Origin of the sequence: Mycobacterium colombiense (assembly GCF_001665835.1) — a bacterium.
Classification (GTDB): Bacteria; Actinomycetota; Actinomycetes; order Mycobacteriales; family Mycobacteriaceae; genus Mycobacterium; species Mycobacterium colombiense_A.
Window position 1 is genome coordinate 1 of the sequence record NZ_LZSX01000109.1, and the last position, 15,621, is coordinate 15,621.

Here is a 15,621-nt window from a genome sequence, read left to right on the forward strand (position 1 = left end):
TGCAGTCTCGTGGGCTCGGAGATGTGTATAAGAGTCGGAGATCCCACCGCGCCGGCTTGATCCCTCCGGAGGCGATCCGCTCGACAAGCTGCAACAGGTGCTGCAGGACGCCGCGTCCCCGTAGCGCTCTGTCAGGCTGTCGGTATGAACGGACCATGCCCCTGCGGCAGCGATAACGGCTATCGCGCCTGTTGCGGGCCGCTGCACGAGGGCGAGTTACAGGCCCGGACGGCCGAGGAATTGATGCGGTCGCGGTACTCGGCATTCGCCTACGGTGACGCTGACTACCTGTTCCGCACGTGGCATCCGCGCACCCGCCCGGCCGACGTGACCGTCGACCCGGGCATCACCTGGACCGGCTTACAGGTGATCGACACCCTGGCGGGTGGGCCGGGCGACGAGTCCGGGGAAGTGGAATTCACGGCCCGATACGAGTCCGCGGGTCGCGCAGGCAGCCTGCATGAGCGCAGCCGCTTCGAGCGCCGCGCCGGCCGATGGTTCTACCTCGACGCCATGGACGATTCGTAGCGGCGCTCCACCTCGGTCTGCCTTGGAGCGAGTGACGGGATTTGAACCCGTGTGTACGGCTTTGCAGGCCGCTGCCTAACCACTCAGCCACACCCGCACAACTCGCAACCATGCCAGCGAACGCGGGCATAGCCCAGTCTTTTACTCGGCCCGATCATTTCGTTGAGCGGCTGCGCGCCAAATAGCTCACAGCCCGATGTAGACGGCCTTGGTGTTGAAGTAGGCCTCGATGCCCTTGCGGCCCCGCTCGCCGCCCCACCCCGACTGCTTGTGCCCGCTGATCGGCATCGACGGGTCGGCCGCCAGCGAGGAGTTCACCCAAATCTGGCCCGCACGAAGCTCATTCACCACACGATGGGCGCGGGAGAGGTTCTCGGTCCAGATCGAGCCGGCCAACCCGTAGTGTGTGTCGTTCGCCGCGGCGATCACCTCGTCCTCGTCGTCGAACGGGATCACACAGCCGACCGGGCCGAAGATCTCCTCTTTGATGAGCCGCATGTCCGGCGTGGTGTTGGTGACGATCGTCGCCTCGTAGAAATACCCCTTGCGGTCCATCGGCTTGCCGCCGGTGATCACCTGCGCGCCGCCGGCCACGCCCTCGTTCACGATGCCTTCCACGCGCTTGCGCTGCTTCTCGCTGATCAGCGGACCCAGCACCGAATCGGGGTCATCGCTACCGCCCATCGGCAGCATCTGCGCGAACCCGGCGAGGCCCTCGACCACCTGGTCGTAGATGCCGCGCTGGACGTACATGCGCGAGGTACACGAGCAGTTCTGCCCCGAGCCGGCGAGCAGACCCATGCCGGCCCCCATGATGGCCTTATCGAGGTTCGCGTCGTCGAACATGATCAGCGGCGACTTACCGCCGAGCTCCAGCGTCAGCCGCTTGAGATTGCCCGCGGCCGCCTTCACGATCAGCCGCCCGACCTCCGTCGATCCGGTGAATGAGATCTTGTCGACGTCCGGATGCGCGGTGAGTGCGGCACCCGTCGTCTCGCCGTAGCCGGTGATGACGTTCAGCACGCCGTCGGGCAGACCCGCCTCGCGGAAGATCTCCTCGAGCTTCAGTGCGGTGAGCGGCGTCTCTTCGGCGGGTTTGAGGACCGCGCTGCACCCCGCCGCGAGTGCGGGCGCGACCTTGAGCATCGCGACGAAAAACGGCCCGTTCCAAGGGATTATGAGGCCGACGACGCCGACCGGCTCGAGCTGGGTGAAGGTGTGGTAGGTCTCCCAGGTGCCGAGCAGACCGTCGGAGACGAGGTTGGCCGACTCGCCGTGGATCTTGCCGACCCAGCCTGCGTAGTACTTCAGCATGTCCACCGACACCGGGATGATGTGACGCGCGGCCGTCGTGTTCATGCCGTTGTCTTGGGCTTCGAGCGCCGCGAGTTCCTCGGTGCGTTCCTCGATAATGCGTGCGGCGCGGAAGAGGACGTTGGCGCGGTGCGACGCGGGCGCCTTGCGCCACACGCCCGACTCGAAGGTCTCGCGTGCCCGGGCCACCGCCGCGTCGACGGCCGCCTGGTCCGAATCGGGGACCTCCGCGATCTGCTCCTCGTTGGATGGGTTGAAGACCGCAATGGTGTTACTCAATGTTCGTCATGGCCCTTCACTCGCGGGAAATGCTGTCGTAGCGCGACAGAGGTTACGCGCTTAACCATAGGGTGTCCAGTACGTGTGGAGGTCACGCGGGGCGTCCGATGCGGGCGGATTGTGCTGGTCACCGGGGTGATGACACCGGACCGACGATTTGTTGGCCGCGGGTTTGAACCCAGCCCGCGCCAGCATGAATTGGCGGCTAGATTACCCATATGCGGGTTTTTCGCCTGTTCGGCGTAGTCCTGGCAATTCTCACGGCGGGTCTGCTGTGGGCATGTCCCGCCGGGGCGCAACCGCCGTCCAAGCTCACCGATCACATCACTGACAGCACCGGGGTTCTGACGGCGTCCGACCGGGCGGCGGTCAGCGCTGCCATCGACCGACTCAACCGCGACCGCCACATCCAACTGTGGGTGGTCTACGTCGACAACTTCAACAGGTTCAAACCCGACAACTGGGCCGACCGAACCCGAAGTGCCAGCGGGTTGGGCGACCACGACGCGCTGCTGGCCGTGGCCACGAACACCAAGTCGTACGCGTTCAACGTGCCGCCACAGGTGCAGGGCCTGACGCCGGCCGAGCTGAACAGCTTGCAAACCAACCAGATTGAACCGGTGCTGGGCGCGAAGAATTGGGGCGGTGCCGCCGTCGCCGCGGCAGACGGGTTGGACAAATCGACAAGCTCAGCAAAGCCGGCGAGCTCATCGAAGCGGATCTGGCCGCTGATCGCTATCGGCGTCATCGTGGTCGTGCTCGTCGTTGCATTGCTACTGGTGCTGCTGCGTGCACGCCGCCGCCGGCGTGCCGCCCGCAGTGGTGGACAACTGGACATCGGCGGGGGCGATCATCCGGTGCAGCAGGCGTTGTCCACAGCGGACGCCAGAGTGCGCCAAATCTCCGACTATGCCGCCAGGTATCGCTCCAACATCGGCTCCGAGGCCCAGGCGCGGCTCGACGACGCGAAACGGCACTTGGCGGCCGCACACGGCGTCGAGACCAGCAACGACAGCGACGCCATCGCCTACGCCAACAGGGCATCGACGCTGGCCGCTCAGGCGCAGAGCCTGGCCAACGGCGACGTTCTGGAAGCGCACCGCACCCCGCGGCGGCGAGGCAGCACGTCTACCCGGTGACCGGCGAGATCGACCAAACAAAAAGGCGCGCAAATCATTTGGTGGCGGACCACCAGCGTCAGCGGTAGGCGGCACGCAGCAGCGTCAGCGTCTGCCCGACGGTTGCCTCCATATCCCGCGTAGCGTCGACCCGCAGAAGGGACGGCTGCTCATCGGGAGGGGTGAACGCGGCCCGCAGCTCGGGCCACAGCTCGACCCGCGCATCCGAGACAACACCTTGCTCGGTGGCTCGCCGCTCGAGTCGTGCTATCAGGGTGGCGTCGTCTGCCTCGCACAGCACGACGTGAAGGTCGGCTCCGAGCCGGTGCGCCAGTTGCTGCAGCTGGGACCGCTCGCGCGGATTGCCGAATGTCGCATCGACGACCACGCCGCGGCCCCGGCGTAACCAGCGGGCGGCGTCGCGACGCAGCGCGGCATACGTGCTCCGCGTCATGGCCGGATCGTAGAGCCCCGAGCCGAATTCATCATTACCGCGCCGGGTCGGCTCGATGCCCGCCATTCTCTTGCGCGCCACGTCTGACGAGAGGTGCACCAGTCCTAGTCGCCCGGCGAGCGCGCGCGCCAGGGTGGTCTTGCCGCTTGCGGGCAGGCCCATGGTGACCACCATCGGTCGAGGGGGTAGACCACCCGCGTGCGCCCACGCCAAATCGAAATACGCTCGCGATTCGGCGATGAGCTGACGCGCTTCACCAGCGGATGCCTGTTCGGTCTGTGCTAGACGCAGGCTGCGGACCTTGCCGCGCACGTACGCCCGGTAGCAGGTATAGAAGTCGAGCAGGCTGACCAGTCCGCCGTCACCGCTGGCGCGCACGTAGGAATCGACGAACCCCCATGCCAGGTCCGTGCGACCGTGGTACTCGAAATCCATTGCCAGAAAAGCGACTTCCGAGGCCAGGTCGGCGCACCGATAGCGCGGTGCGAACTGCAAGCTGTCGAACAGCAGGATCTGGCCGTTTTCGATGCAGATGCTGGCGGCGTGCAGGTCACCGTGGCCGTCCCGCACGTGCCCTTCAGCCACGCGCCGCTCAAGCAACGATGCCTGTTCCTGCAGGAACTCGTCGACGTAGGTTCGGATGTCCTCGTTGACATCGCTCGAAATGGTTCGACCGACGAAGGGACCCATCTGGTCGAAGTTCTCCCGCCAATTCGCGATGACGCTTGAAGGGGTGCCGTACGCATCGATGTCGGGACCGGTTTCGGCCCGGCTGTGCAGCTTGGCCAGCGTACGGCCGATTCGTCGCGCGAGACGCATGTCGACGTCGCGGCGCGCGAGCTTGGCCGGCAGCATGCCCTCTTCAGGCAGACGCCGCATCCACACGGCCGGTTCGCCCGACCCGGTTTCGCCGCCTATCCGGTAACGGCCATCCTGCTCGGTGACTTCGACGATTCCCAGATACATCTCTGGGCTGAACCGCCGATTGAGTCGCAGCTCCTCTTCACAGTCCGCGCGACGCCGCTCGATGCTGGTGAAGTCGAGGAAACCGAGGTTCACAGGCTTCTTGAGCTTGTAGGCATAGGCGCCGGCGAGCAAGACCCACGAGCTGTGCGTCTCGTGCAGACGGACGTCGTCGGCCGGCGGGTCGTAGGCATCGGGCCGCAGCAGGTCGGCGACGATCCGTGGGTGGCCGTCGGGTCCGGCTGGGTCGAAGGCGTGCGTCATGGTCTCGCCGAACGATTGCAGGCGGTTCAGGTCGCCGTCAAGGGCTTTCGTATCCTGGCCGAACGTCGGCGGGCAAAACTGAACGCGTGACACCGGCACCCTGGTAGCGGAATTCGTGCACGGGACGGCGCAAGGGCTCGACGGTGCCGTCCGGCTGCGCGATCACGCCTCCGCCAGAGGGGATGCCCAGCCCGGTGGTCGTTCCCTTGAGCGTCTGAATCGCCCGCGAGAGCCGCCCCCACTCGGCTCGCTCATCGTGCGCGTCGATAACCAGGGGGATCAGATCGAACATGTCGAGCAACTCCGTCCCTTCGGTATCCGGTGATTCGACGACTCCGTAGCGTCCGAGCTGGACCGCGCCAGCCGAAATACCCACCAGGACAGCCCCTTTGGCGTGCCGGTCCAGGATCACGTCCTTCATGCCGGTTTTTTCGAACGTATTCCAGCCGAGACGCACGTCGCCGCCCGCCAGGACGATCAACCGGGCACGCTCCAGGAATGCGCGGTCGTCCGGGCCGAACGACGAACCGATCATCCGGCGATGGGTGATCCTCACAGCATCCATCGCCGCTTCGAAGATCTCATAGAACTCGGGCCGGTCCCCGTTGGATGCACCGATGTACGCCGCGCCCAGTGGCTCGTTCCGAGGCGATTCATCGAGCGCGGTTTCGAGGAGCAGCCGATCGTCACGCTTCCAGAACAGCATCTGGCTGTCCGCCAGCAGATAGAGTGGTTGGGGTTGTGGCGCCGTCACTTTGACTGGTCTTCGCCGTCGCGCTCGTCGAACCGCGCCAGGGCGAGGTCGAGCCGATCGGGATCGAAGTCCTCGATGTGTGCGACGCGATCACCCTCGACGAGAATCAGTTGAATGAGCGGGATTTCGATCGCTGCGCCATCGGTGGTCGTTCCTCTGGTGACTGCATGACCCACAGCGCCTCGAGCCGAGAGTCGGAGGAACTCGGTGGATTCGACCCTGTAGTCGGGTGCGAGTGACACCAGCGTTCGCATCGATGACATGTGGTCGGCCATCGTTTGGGTGTCCCGCTTGCCAAGCTGCCGGTGATTGACGTGCGTGGCACCGGCGGTGACCCTGGTAAAGGCATCCCAGTCGTGATTGTTGACGGCCTCTGTCAGCCGCTGCATGACCTCGACGACTTCGGTGTGGACGACGTCGCCGGACGCGATCCAGCGTTCCGTCAGCGCCGCGAACGCCCCGTTGATGTCCTCGGGGTCGAGGCTCACGGTGTGGTGGATGAGGCCGTCGTCATCGACTTCCACCACCGCGAGGAGTTCGACCGTGACCGGCTGGTCGGGTTCATTGATGTCGCGCCAACGCAGGCGCGCCAGCGCAAAGCGAGAATTCCTGATCGCGATGGGTTCCAGCTCCACTCGCCAGCTGGAGGGGGGTGTGTCGAACATCGCCCGGGCATTTTCTCGCCGGGCCGGCTCGTCGTGATAGGCGCGCAAGCCTTTTCGACGATCCTCCATTCGCCCATCCGCATCGAGCGTTGCAAGGAAGCCGTCCAAGTCAGAACGATTGAACGCGTCGAATGCCCGCGCCAAAGCCGCAGTGGCGGCGTTCTCGAGTTGGGGAGCCGACCGATTGAGCTCGTCGAACCTCGCGAGCGCGGCATCGAGGTCTGTCTCGTCGAAGACCTCGCAGCGGTCGAGCTTGTCGCCGTCAGCTGTCAGGATGCTGACCTCTCGCCACTCCGCTTCGAAACCCTCGGGCGACGCCCCAGTCGCAGCGTGAGTGACGACCGCGCCTCGCGGGCCCAGCCGATGCACCGCCGCGATACGGATGGCCAGGTCGGGGGTCTGATCCAACGCGCTCCGGAGGAATTTGATCAGCTCGCCCGGAGCCATCGCCGCCCCACGTCGATGATCGATGTCGACGAAGGCTGTTGTGGTCGGCGGAAGCTGGCCGCGGTTGAGCGCGGCGTAGCTCTCTACGATGGCAGACCACGTGCAGGAGTGCGCGGCCGCTTCGCCGGAGAGGTACCGGGTTTCGAGTTCCTCAAAGGCGGCGTCGACGTCGTCGGACTCGAAAAAGACGTGGGCCCCAATCCGCCCGTCGGAGTGGGTCTCTGCGATTCCCAGCATCTCGACGACGAATTCCCCGCGCCGTACGTCGGGGTTGAAAGAGCGGATACGAATGAGGGCGAGCCGCTCCCCGCGCGTCGCGATGACCGTCAATGTAACGTGCGCGAGGCCCTCTTCCAGGGCGCGCATGTTCGCTATCACGGCGTCGCGACCGTCCCAGAACCCCACGTTCACCACGCGACGGCGATCGTCGACATAACTGTTGCGGGTAAGCATCTCGGCTACTGCCGCCCAATCCCCGGCCGCCGAGTGCGCAAAGAGTTGGTGTTCCGCCCGGCTCGCGGCATTCTCGAGTTGAAGCGGCTGGGACTGCAGTTCCTCGAACCTCGCGATCGCGGCATCGACGTCTGTCTCGTCGAACATCTCGCAACGTTTGATCAGATCGCCTTCGAATGTGAAGAGGACGGTCTCCTGCCACTCCGCATCGAAGCCCTCTTGGGAGGACCCGCAGGCGGTATGTGTGATCACGCATCCGGTGTTTGTCAGTCGATGCACCGTCTCGATAAACATTTTGAGATCCGGCGCGTCGTTCCACGTGGCTTGGACGTACGGGACGATCTCGCCCGGCTCGAATGTTATCCCGCGCCGGTGGTCGATGTTGTCGAAGTCGGGTGCAGTTGCGGGAATCTCATGCCGGTTGAGCGTGGCGTAGGTCTGCATCATGAGCGACCACACGCGCGTGTGCGGGGCCGCCTCACCTGCGAGGTAGCGCGCGTCAAGTTCGGCGAAGGCGGCGTCAATGTCGTCGACGCCGAACAGGGTGCGAGAGGCGGCCCGGTTGTCAGCGTTGATCTCGACCACGCCGAGCGCCTCGCTGCGGAATGACTCGGGCGCTTGATCTCCGACCGGGAGAAGGAGACGACCGAGGGTCAGGTGCTCACCGCGCGTTGCCATCACGGTCACCGTCATGTGCGCGACACCGACGTCGGCGATCGCCCGCATGTCCGCGACTTCGGCATTCCGACCGTGTCGGATTCCGGCATTCACTACTGGACGGCGATCCTCGGCGCAAAAGTCTTCGGTAACTAGCTCCGCCAAGGAGATCCAGTCGCGGGCCGCGAAGTACGTGAAGACCCGCTCGAGCACTCGGCTTGCCGCGTTCTCAACCCGCCGCCAGCGCGGTTGCAGTTTCTCGAACCTCGCGATCGCGGCGTCGAGGTCTACTTCATCAAAGACTTCACAACGGTTGATCAGGTCCCCGTCCACCGTCAGAAGGCTCACCTCGAGCCACTCGGCGTCGAAGCCGTCCGGCGACGTCCCATGTGTTGACTGGGTGACGACCGCTCCGTGACCGCTAAGCCGATGCACCGCATACACGTAGATCTTGGCATGCGGCGCTAGCTGCCATGTGGCGTGGATGTATGGAATCAGTTCGCCCGGCGAAAACGCTCGCCCTCGCCGGTGGTCAAGATTTACCCAGTCTGGCGTCGTCAAGGGAAGCTTGTGCTCGTTGAACGCAGTGAAATCTCGCAACAGAGTCGACCACGTATGCCGATGGGCGGCAGCTTCCCCTGCGAGATACCGCGTTTCGAGTTCCTCGAAGGCGCTCTCGATGTCGTCTGGGTCGAAAACGACCACAGACGCACACCGGTTGTCGTCGTTGACCTGCACGACGGAAAGCGCCGTAGCTTCGAATGCTGCGGGCAGCGAACCTTGGCTTGCGAAAGTGAAGCGGAAGAGCACAAGGTTGTCTCCGCGGGTCGCAACGACGGTCGCCCGCACATCAGACTTCCAAACCTCGGCGGTGGCTCGCCAATTCGACATCTCGATATCTCGACCGCGCCGGGTTCCGGCGTTTACGCCTCGGCGGCGGTCGTCTGAGCGAAACTCCCCATCGATGAGGTCTGCCATGGCATCCCAGTCATGGGCCGCAAAGTGCGCCAAGAATTGCTCGACCGCTTGGCTCGCCTTGTTCTCTATCCGCGATGCCGGCCGGCTGAGTTCCTTCAATCGCGCGACAGCGGCGTCCGGGTCTGTCTCATCAAACACCTCGCAACGGGTCAGTCGGTCGCCATCGGCGATCAGAAGCATCACCATGCGCCATTCGACTCCCAGGCCGTCTGGCGAGGACCCGTGTGCATAGTTGGTGATCACCCCTCCAAATCTGTTGAGTTGGTGCACGGTTTCGATATGGACTTTGAAGTCCGGGGTGAGATCGAAAAGGGTATGTATTGCTGAAGTCATGTCGCTGGTAGTGAATGGTGTGCCTCGTCGATGGTCGACCGTCACCCAGTCCGCCGGGGGAAATTCATGCCGGTTGAACATCGCGTGCACGCCGGCTACCACCGACCACGTATCTGCATAAGCGGCCGCTTCGCCTGCGATGTAGCGGGCATCGAGTTCGTTGAAAGCCGCGTCAATGTCGTCCAAATCGAACACGATGCGCGCGACGGCGCGGCCGTCGGCGTCGAGTTCTACGACATCGAAACCGATTACGTAAAACCGATCGGGTCCTCGGTCCGGGCCCGAGATTTGGACTCGACTGAGGACCAAGGTCTCTCCACGAGTCGCAATCACGTCTGTTGCCAGGTCGATATCGAGATCGGCCATAGCCGAGATCTCGGCGATTACAGCATCTTTGCCCTGCCGCAGGCCGGCATTGACTACCCGGCGACGATCTTCGGTGCAAATGCTGTCGGCGAACATCTCGGCTGCTGCCTGCATGTCGTGAGCTGCATAGCACGCCTTGAATCGCTCGTACTGCCGGCTTGCCGCATTTTCCAGTTTCGGCGCCGGAGCCGTCGTCAGCTGTTCGAACCTCGCGATCGCGGCGTTGAGGTCTTTCTCGTCGAACATCTCTAAGCGGTCGATCAGGTCGTCAAGGACCGTTTGGACGTTGATCACTCGCCATTCGGCGAGGGAACCGTCGTGCGAAGTCTCATGCGCCAGGTGGGTGACGACCGCGCCGCGGTCGTTCAAGCGATGCACCGACTCGATGAAGATTCTCAGATCGGACGGGCGATTTCGCGCGGCACCCAGCCACTCGGGCATTTCACCGGGCGCAATTGATATCCCTCGCCGGTGATCAATGTTCGCCCAATCCGGCGTTGTCGGAAGAGGTTCGCGTCGATTGAGCGATGCGCAGCTCCGCGTGATTGCCGACCACGTGCGCGCATAGGCCGTCGCTTCGCCGGCGAGGTAGCGGGCGTCGAGTTCGGCTACGGCGGCGTCGAAGTCGTCGGGGTCGAAAACTATCCGCGTCAAGAGACGCTCGTTGGAATCGATTTCAATAACGTCAAGAACATCGGTGTGGAAGGCACCGGGCGCTTGATCCCAATCCGCATACCTCAGGCGGGTGAGAATGAGGCGTGCGCCACGCGTTGCAACGACGGTCGACGTCATGTTGGTGCCTCCGAGGTCGGCAACGACCCGCATGCTCGCGATCTCGGCGTCTCGACCATGCCGCGCTTCCACGCCCACCACTCGACGTCGATCCTCGGTGGAGAAGTCTTCGGCCAGCATTTTCGCCAATGCATCCCAGTCGTGCGCCGTGAAGCGCGCTAGAAAGCGCTCGGCCACTTGACTAGCCGTGTTTTCCAGCTTGAGTGTCGGTCGGCTGAGCTGTTCGAATCGTGCAATCGCGGAGTCGATTTCGGTCTCGTCGAAGACCTCGGTACGGTTTATCCAGCCGTCCTGGACCGCGAATAGCGCGATCCCGCGCCACTCGGCCGTCAAGCCCTCTTGGGAAACCTCATGCGCCGCGTAAGTAATGGCCGTTCCGATGTCGCTGAGCCGATGCACTTGCTCGACATAGATGTTGATCTCTTGCTTGGAGTCCCACCCGGCGTGGATGTATGCGGTCACGTCGCCAGGTCCGAACGCTGTTTCCCGTCGGTGGTCGACGTTGATGCAGTCCGGACTGGTCAAAGGTGGTTCGTGTCGGTTGAGCGCGGCGTAACTTTCCGCAACAGCTTTCCACGTTTCCGCATACGGCGCCGCTTCGCCGGCGAGGTACCGGGCGTCGAGTTCGGCGGTGGCGGCGTCGAAGTCGTCGAGATCGAAAGCGGCCATCGCCGCGATCCGCTCGTCTGTGTCGAGTTCGACCAATTGTAGGAAATCGACGCGGAACGCTTCTGATTCCTTGCGGCTTCGCGAGTAGCGGGCACGAGTGAGGGCCAGGCGCGCTCCACGGGTTGCAACGGTATCTGATCTCGCGTCCGTCACTTCGATGGCGGCGGCCGACCGGTAGTCTTGGATCGCAGCATCTGGGCCGCGTCGTATCCCGGCACCAACCACCGAACGACGATCGTCGCCGTAGTAGTCGTCGGTGAGTAGCTCGGTTATCGCGTCCCAGTCGCGGGCCGCGAAATACGCATGCAGGCGCTCGTATACCCGTGTCGCTGTATTTTCGAGCGGCGCTCGCGGATGCAGTTCTTCGAGCCGTGCCTGGGCCGCATCGAGCTCGGCGATCGCCGTATCGATGTCGTCGATGTCGAACCACACCTGCAGGGCAACCTGGCCATCTTCATCGATCCCATAAAGCAGGAGGAATTCGTCCTGCGGTGCCCCAGGGCTGACGTCGGCCGCGCCTATCATCAATCGAGCCAGCGCTAGACGCTCGCCTCGCACGGCGATAGCCATTTGGGTGACCCGCATAGGGACTTTCTCCAGAATGCGCCTGTTCACACCTGGGAACTCGCCCGGTGAGACGTCGACCTGTCCGAAGCCGACAATCTTGCGGCGGCTCTCGATGAACCCATTTGGCGCGAACAGCTGCTCGAATTCGTCCCAAGCCTCCCGGTTTATAGCGGCCGCTACACGTTCACCCGCTCGCACGCACGCGTTGTCGAACTCGACCCTTGGCACCTCGGGTGGAATCGGAATGGTGCCGAGGTCCCGCTTGCCAAGGATTCCCCGTGCCATCTCCGCAAGCGCCGCAGCGCCTTTGCGCTCATACAGGTCGACCGCTTGCTCGGCGGCGGCTCGAGCCCCGGCCACGTCGCCGGCGGCGCCCAGCACCGTTGCCAGCGTCAGGCATGCGTCGCCGTGATCGACCAGGGCGTCGGTGCGCTCGGCCAAGGCGACTGCCTCGGAGGCGACCAGCCGGGCTCCCTCGTAATCGTTGTTCCGCGCCAGCAGATGCGCCCGAAGCGTCCGCCACGCAATCGATGGCTTCAGTGCGTGCCCGGCGAGACGCTCACTCTCCGAGCACAATTCACCGGCCTCGTCATCTCGATCGAGCGCAAGACACCCCCGCCCCAGCAGCGCGGCGGTCTCTGCGGTGTCGGCGTCCAGGCCCATCCGACGAAAGCCGTTGTAGGCCTTACGCAGATGCGGCTCAGCGGCTGCCGGGTCATCGACGATGAGTTCGACGATGCCGGCGAACTGCTCGACCTCGAGCAGCGCATGGCGCAGGCCGAGCTCGGTGACCGTGCGCCGGGCCGAGTCGATCATCCGCCGGGCTGCCGCGGCGCGCCCGCGAAAGGCCTCCAACACGGCCTGGCATCGGGTCGAAGTGGCCTCGACGGCGGGGGAGTCGGTGGTGATCCGCAGCAGCCGAACCACATCGAGGCACCGCCCGCCGGCGCGCGGAACCGGGTTCGGGCCCCACAGCGCCGCGAGCGGCGCACCCGCCAAAACCGCGTTCACCCGGCGGTGTTCCCGCGCCCGCCGCGCTGCGGTCAGCGCGTCGTCCAGCGCGACCTCGCAGTCACCGATTCGTCCGAGACGATTGAGGCAGGCCGCGCGGACGGTGTGCGCCTTGGCTTCTCCGGCGGCGTCGTCCAGTTCGGCGAGTTTGGCCGCCGCCGCGCCCAACGCGGCTTCGACCTCGTCGAGGCGCTCGGGGTGTACCAACATCGAGAGTTGGCCGTCGAAGCATGTCGCCCATGCCGCGAGCCGGGCCGAATCAACCGTCGCCACTTGCAATTTAGATACCGCACCCGCCGCAGACGCCACGTCTCCCGCGGCCAACAAGGCCTCGCAGCGGGCGATCAACAGCTCGGCGGTCTGCTCGTCGCGGTCGGGCAGCTCGTCGTCGATCTCCTCGAGCGCGTGCAGGGCGTGGTGGTAAAGGTCGGCGGCACCCTCGTAGGCCAGTCGTGCCATCGCCTGGTCGGCGGCGCGCCGGCAGTAGAAGACCGCCTTGGCCGCGTTTCCCGCCCAAGCACATTCGAAATAGTGATGAGCCAACTCGGCCAGCAGCTCGTCCTCGGCGCCGGGCAGCGTCTCGAGGGTCGCGGCGATGCGCTGGTGCAATCGCATGCGCCGCATGGACGCCAGCTCGGCCAGCAGTGACTGTCGGACGAGGGCGTGGTTGAACCGGTAGTACCCGCCGGGCTCTTCGATCACGATGCCGGCTTGGCGTGCTTCGTCGAACGCGTCGACAAGGTCGCTTCCGACCACCTGCTCGACCAGTTCCAGGGCGAACCGGCTTCCGACGACCGCGGCCGCGGCAAGGGCTTTGTTGATCTCGGCCGGAAGCCGAGAAAGCCTGCGGCTCACCGCTTCCCGTACCCCCTGGGGCAGGGTGCTCTGGTCCCACACCCCGCCGCTCTCGTCGACATGGCGCAGGGCCTCGATCAGGAAGAAGGGGTTACCGCCCGTGACCGATGCCAGTGCGTGAGCGAGTTCCTCGTCGTCGTAACCGGCCTCCGCGACGTAGGCCGTCACGTCCTCCTCGTCGAGTCCCCCGAGGGTAAGCCGGTTGGCTGTCCCGTCGCGGTGCAGGTCGGCGAGCATCGCCGCGAGGGGGTGGGAGCGGTCGAGGTCGGTGCTGCGGTACGTGCCGATTATTTGCACACGGGCGTGATCCCCGAAGCGCAGCAGGTGCCGCAACAGGAGCAGGGTCGGTTTGGCTGCCCAGTGCAGATCATCGAGGACGAGAACGACAGGCGCGCTCTTCGACGCGGTTTGCAGCAGCGCGACGACGGCGTCGAAGAGTGCGTAACGCTCGGTGTCGGGGTCGGCGTGAGCCGGGGAAGTGAGATCGGGCAGGACATCCGCCAGCCCGGGCACAAGCGCCAGCAACGCTTCGACGCCGCGCAGCCCTCGCAGCCGGTCTGCGCCCACACACGGTGCCAGCGAACGTAGCGCTTCGGCGAACGGCTGATAGGGCGCTCCGAGATCCTCGTCGCAACGCCCGTACAACACGACCGCTCCTTGCGCGTAGGCCTGTTGCGACCACTCACCGGCCAGTCGTGTCTTGCCGACTCCGGGTTCGCCCGCGATCAGTACGGTGGGCACACCTCCGGCAAGCGCGGTCTGCCACGCCGAAAGCAGCCCTTCGAGTTCGCGTCCACGTCCCACGAACGGCCCGGGGCCCACCAACACCGCGGGAAAGTTGGGCCGCTCCATCGGCGCCCCGGGCGCCTGCGCTTCCGATTGTTCGGCACCTATTTCCAGTCGCAGCTCGAAAACATGCTCGGGCCGCGCGAGGTTCTTCAGTTGACGCATCCCGAGGTCGGTCAGCATGACGTCGTCGGCCAGCGAGTCGATGACGAGCTCGGCGGTCGCACCGGAGCACAGGATTTGGCCGCCTTCGGCCAGGGACCGCAGGCGCGCAACGCGGTTGACGGCCCGGCCGAAGTAGTCCCCGTCGCGAAGCTCGACCTCGCCGGTATGCAGCGCCATGCGGACACGGATGGGGTGCCGCGATGGCCACGGCTCGTGAGTGATCGCGTCCTGCAACTCAATTGCGGCCGCGGCGCCCGCCGAAGGACGATCGAAGACCGAAAATGTCGCGTCACCCTCGCCGCGCGTCTTGATCAGCCGACCGCCACGTGACGTGACGACCTGTTCGACCAACTCATCGTGGCGCGCGAGCGCGACCGCCATGGCATCGGGGTCGGCCTCCCACGCGGCCGTCGACCCCTCGATGTCGGTGAGCAGAAAAGTCACGGCGCGCGTCACCGACGAAGCGTGTTGTGCCACAGCGATATCCAGTGAGGCGTCCTGTGCGACGATCGCTGCCTCGAGCCGGCGAAGTGCCGGCCCCGGATCGACCCCCAGGTCGTCGGCAAGCAGCGACCGGGCTCGTTGATAAGCGCCGAGGGCATCACCTTGCCGGCCGGCGCGGTACAGGGCGAGCATCAGCTGGCCCCATCGCCGCTCCCGCAGCGGGGCGTCGGCCACCGCGGCCTCGAGGTCACCGATGACCTCCGCGGCGCGGCCCGTTGCCAGCAGCGCGTCCGCGCGGTCCTCGACCAGCGCGGCGTGGCCCTCGATCCATCGCGTCTTCTCGGACGTTCCGCGTCGGCCATCGGGCAGTTCGGGGATCCCGCGCCACAGGGCAAGGGCCTCCTCGAAGCGGGCCAGTGCCTGGCTCGTGTCTCCAGCGGCGGCGGCGTCGCGTCCGAGTCGAGCCGCCGATTTGTAGCGCGACGCGTCAACCTCGCTCTCGGCGAGGATCCAGCCCGCCCCCTGGGTCAAGACAAAGCCGTCGCCGAGCGTGCGACGCAGCGAAGAGATGTGGGTCTGCAGGGCTTTGGCGGCGGTGCGTGGCGGGTCTTGGCCCCAGAGCAGCTCGACGAGGGTGTCGGCCGGCACGACGGACCCGCAGTGCAGCCCGAGCATCGTGAGGATGGCGCGCGGTTTCGCGCCCGGTATGACGACGAACGCTCCGTCTTGCCGGACCTGGAGAGGTCCCAAAACCCCCAG

6 protein-coding genes and 1 tRNA gene are annotated in these 15,621 nt (G+C 65.2%); 2 read left to right on the top strand and 5 right to left on the bottom strand.

The features are described 5' to 3' along the window. Window positions 1–144: 144 nt before the first annotated feature. A complete protein-coding gene (locus A5760_RS25600; RefSeq protein ID WP_064886093.1) occupies window positions 145–528 on the top strand; it encodes a YchJ family protein in 384 nt (127 codons plus the stop codon). A 23-nt stretch (window positions 529–551) separates the two neighbouring features. On the opposite strand, the gene A5760_RS25605 is transcribed toward A5760_RS25600, so the two are convergent. After that, window positions 552–625, bottom strand: a tRNA-Cys gene (locus A5760_RS25605). Between the two features lie 89 nt (window positions 626–714). After that, window positions 715–2,121 carry an aldehyde dehydrogenase family protein gene (locus tag A5760_RS25610; RefSeq protein ID WP_064886095.1) on the bottom strand — a complete coding sequence of 469 codons (1,407 nt, stop codon included), beginning with the start codon at window positions 2,119–2,121 and terminating at the stop codon, window positions 715–717. A 218-nt stretch (window positions 2,122–2,339) separates the two neighbouring features. On the opposite strand from A5760_RS25610, the gene A5760_RS25615 reads away from it, so the two are divergent. Continuing rightward, window positions 2,340–3,260: a TPM domain-containing protein gene (locus tag A5760_RS25615; RefSeq protein ID WP_064886097.1), complete on the top strand. Its 921-nt coding sequence runs from the start codon at window positions 2,340–2,342 to the stop codon at window positions 3,258–3,260. Between the two features lie 58 nt (window positions 3,261–3,318). Here the strand turns inward: A5760_RS25615 and A5760_RS25620 are convergent, their stop codons facing one another. Genes A5760_RS25620 through A5760_RS25630 form a run of 3 tightly spaced genes read right to left on the bottom strand, consistent with a single transcriptional unit; the run spans window position 3,319 to window position 15,537 of the window. Then, a complete protein-coding gene (locus tag A5760_RS25620; RefSeq protein ID WP_064886102.1) occupies window positions 3,319–4,920 on the bottom strand; it encodes an AAA family ATPase in 1,602 nt (533 codons plus the stop codon). A gap of 37 nt (window positions 4,921–4,957) precedes the next feature. Beyond that, entirely contained in the window at window positions 4,958–5,674 is a 717-nt protein-coding gene (locus tag A5760_RS25625) for a Type 1 glutamine amidotransferase-like domain-containing protein (RefSeq protein ID WP_064886103.1), read from the bottom strand. Then, entirely contained in the window at window positions 5,671–15,537 is a 9,867-nt protein-coding gene (locus A5760_RS25630) for a BTAD domain-containing putative transcriptional regulator (protein ID WP_064886175.1), read from the bottom strand. Before A5760_RS25630 ends, A5760_RS25625 begins: the two co-directional genes overlap by 4 nt. Between the last annotated feature and the right edge of the window lie 84 nt (window positions 15,538–15,621).

Bases quoted from the DNA above. Each gene is read 5' to 3' on its own strand.
- A5760_RS25600 (WP_064886093.1), top strand. From the start codon at position 145: ATGAACGGACCATGCCCCTGCGGCAGCGATAACGGCTATCGCGCCTGT.
- A5760_RS25615 (WP_064886097.1), top strand. From the start codon at position 2,340: ATGCGGGTTTTTCGCCTGTTCGGCGTAGTCCTGGCAATTCTCACGGCG.
- A5760_RS25620 (WP_064886102.1), bottom strand. From the start codon at position 4,920: ATGACGCACGCCTTCGACCCAGCCGGACCCGACGGCCACCCACGGATC.
- A5760_RS25630 (WP_064886175.1), bottom strand. From the start codon at position 15,537: ATGCTCGGGCTGCACTGCGGGTCCGTCGTGCCGGCCGACACCCTCGTC.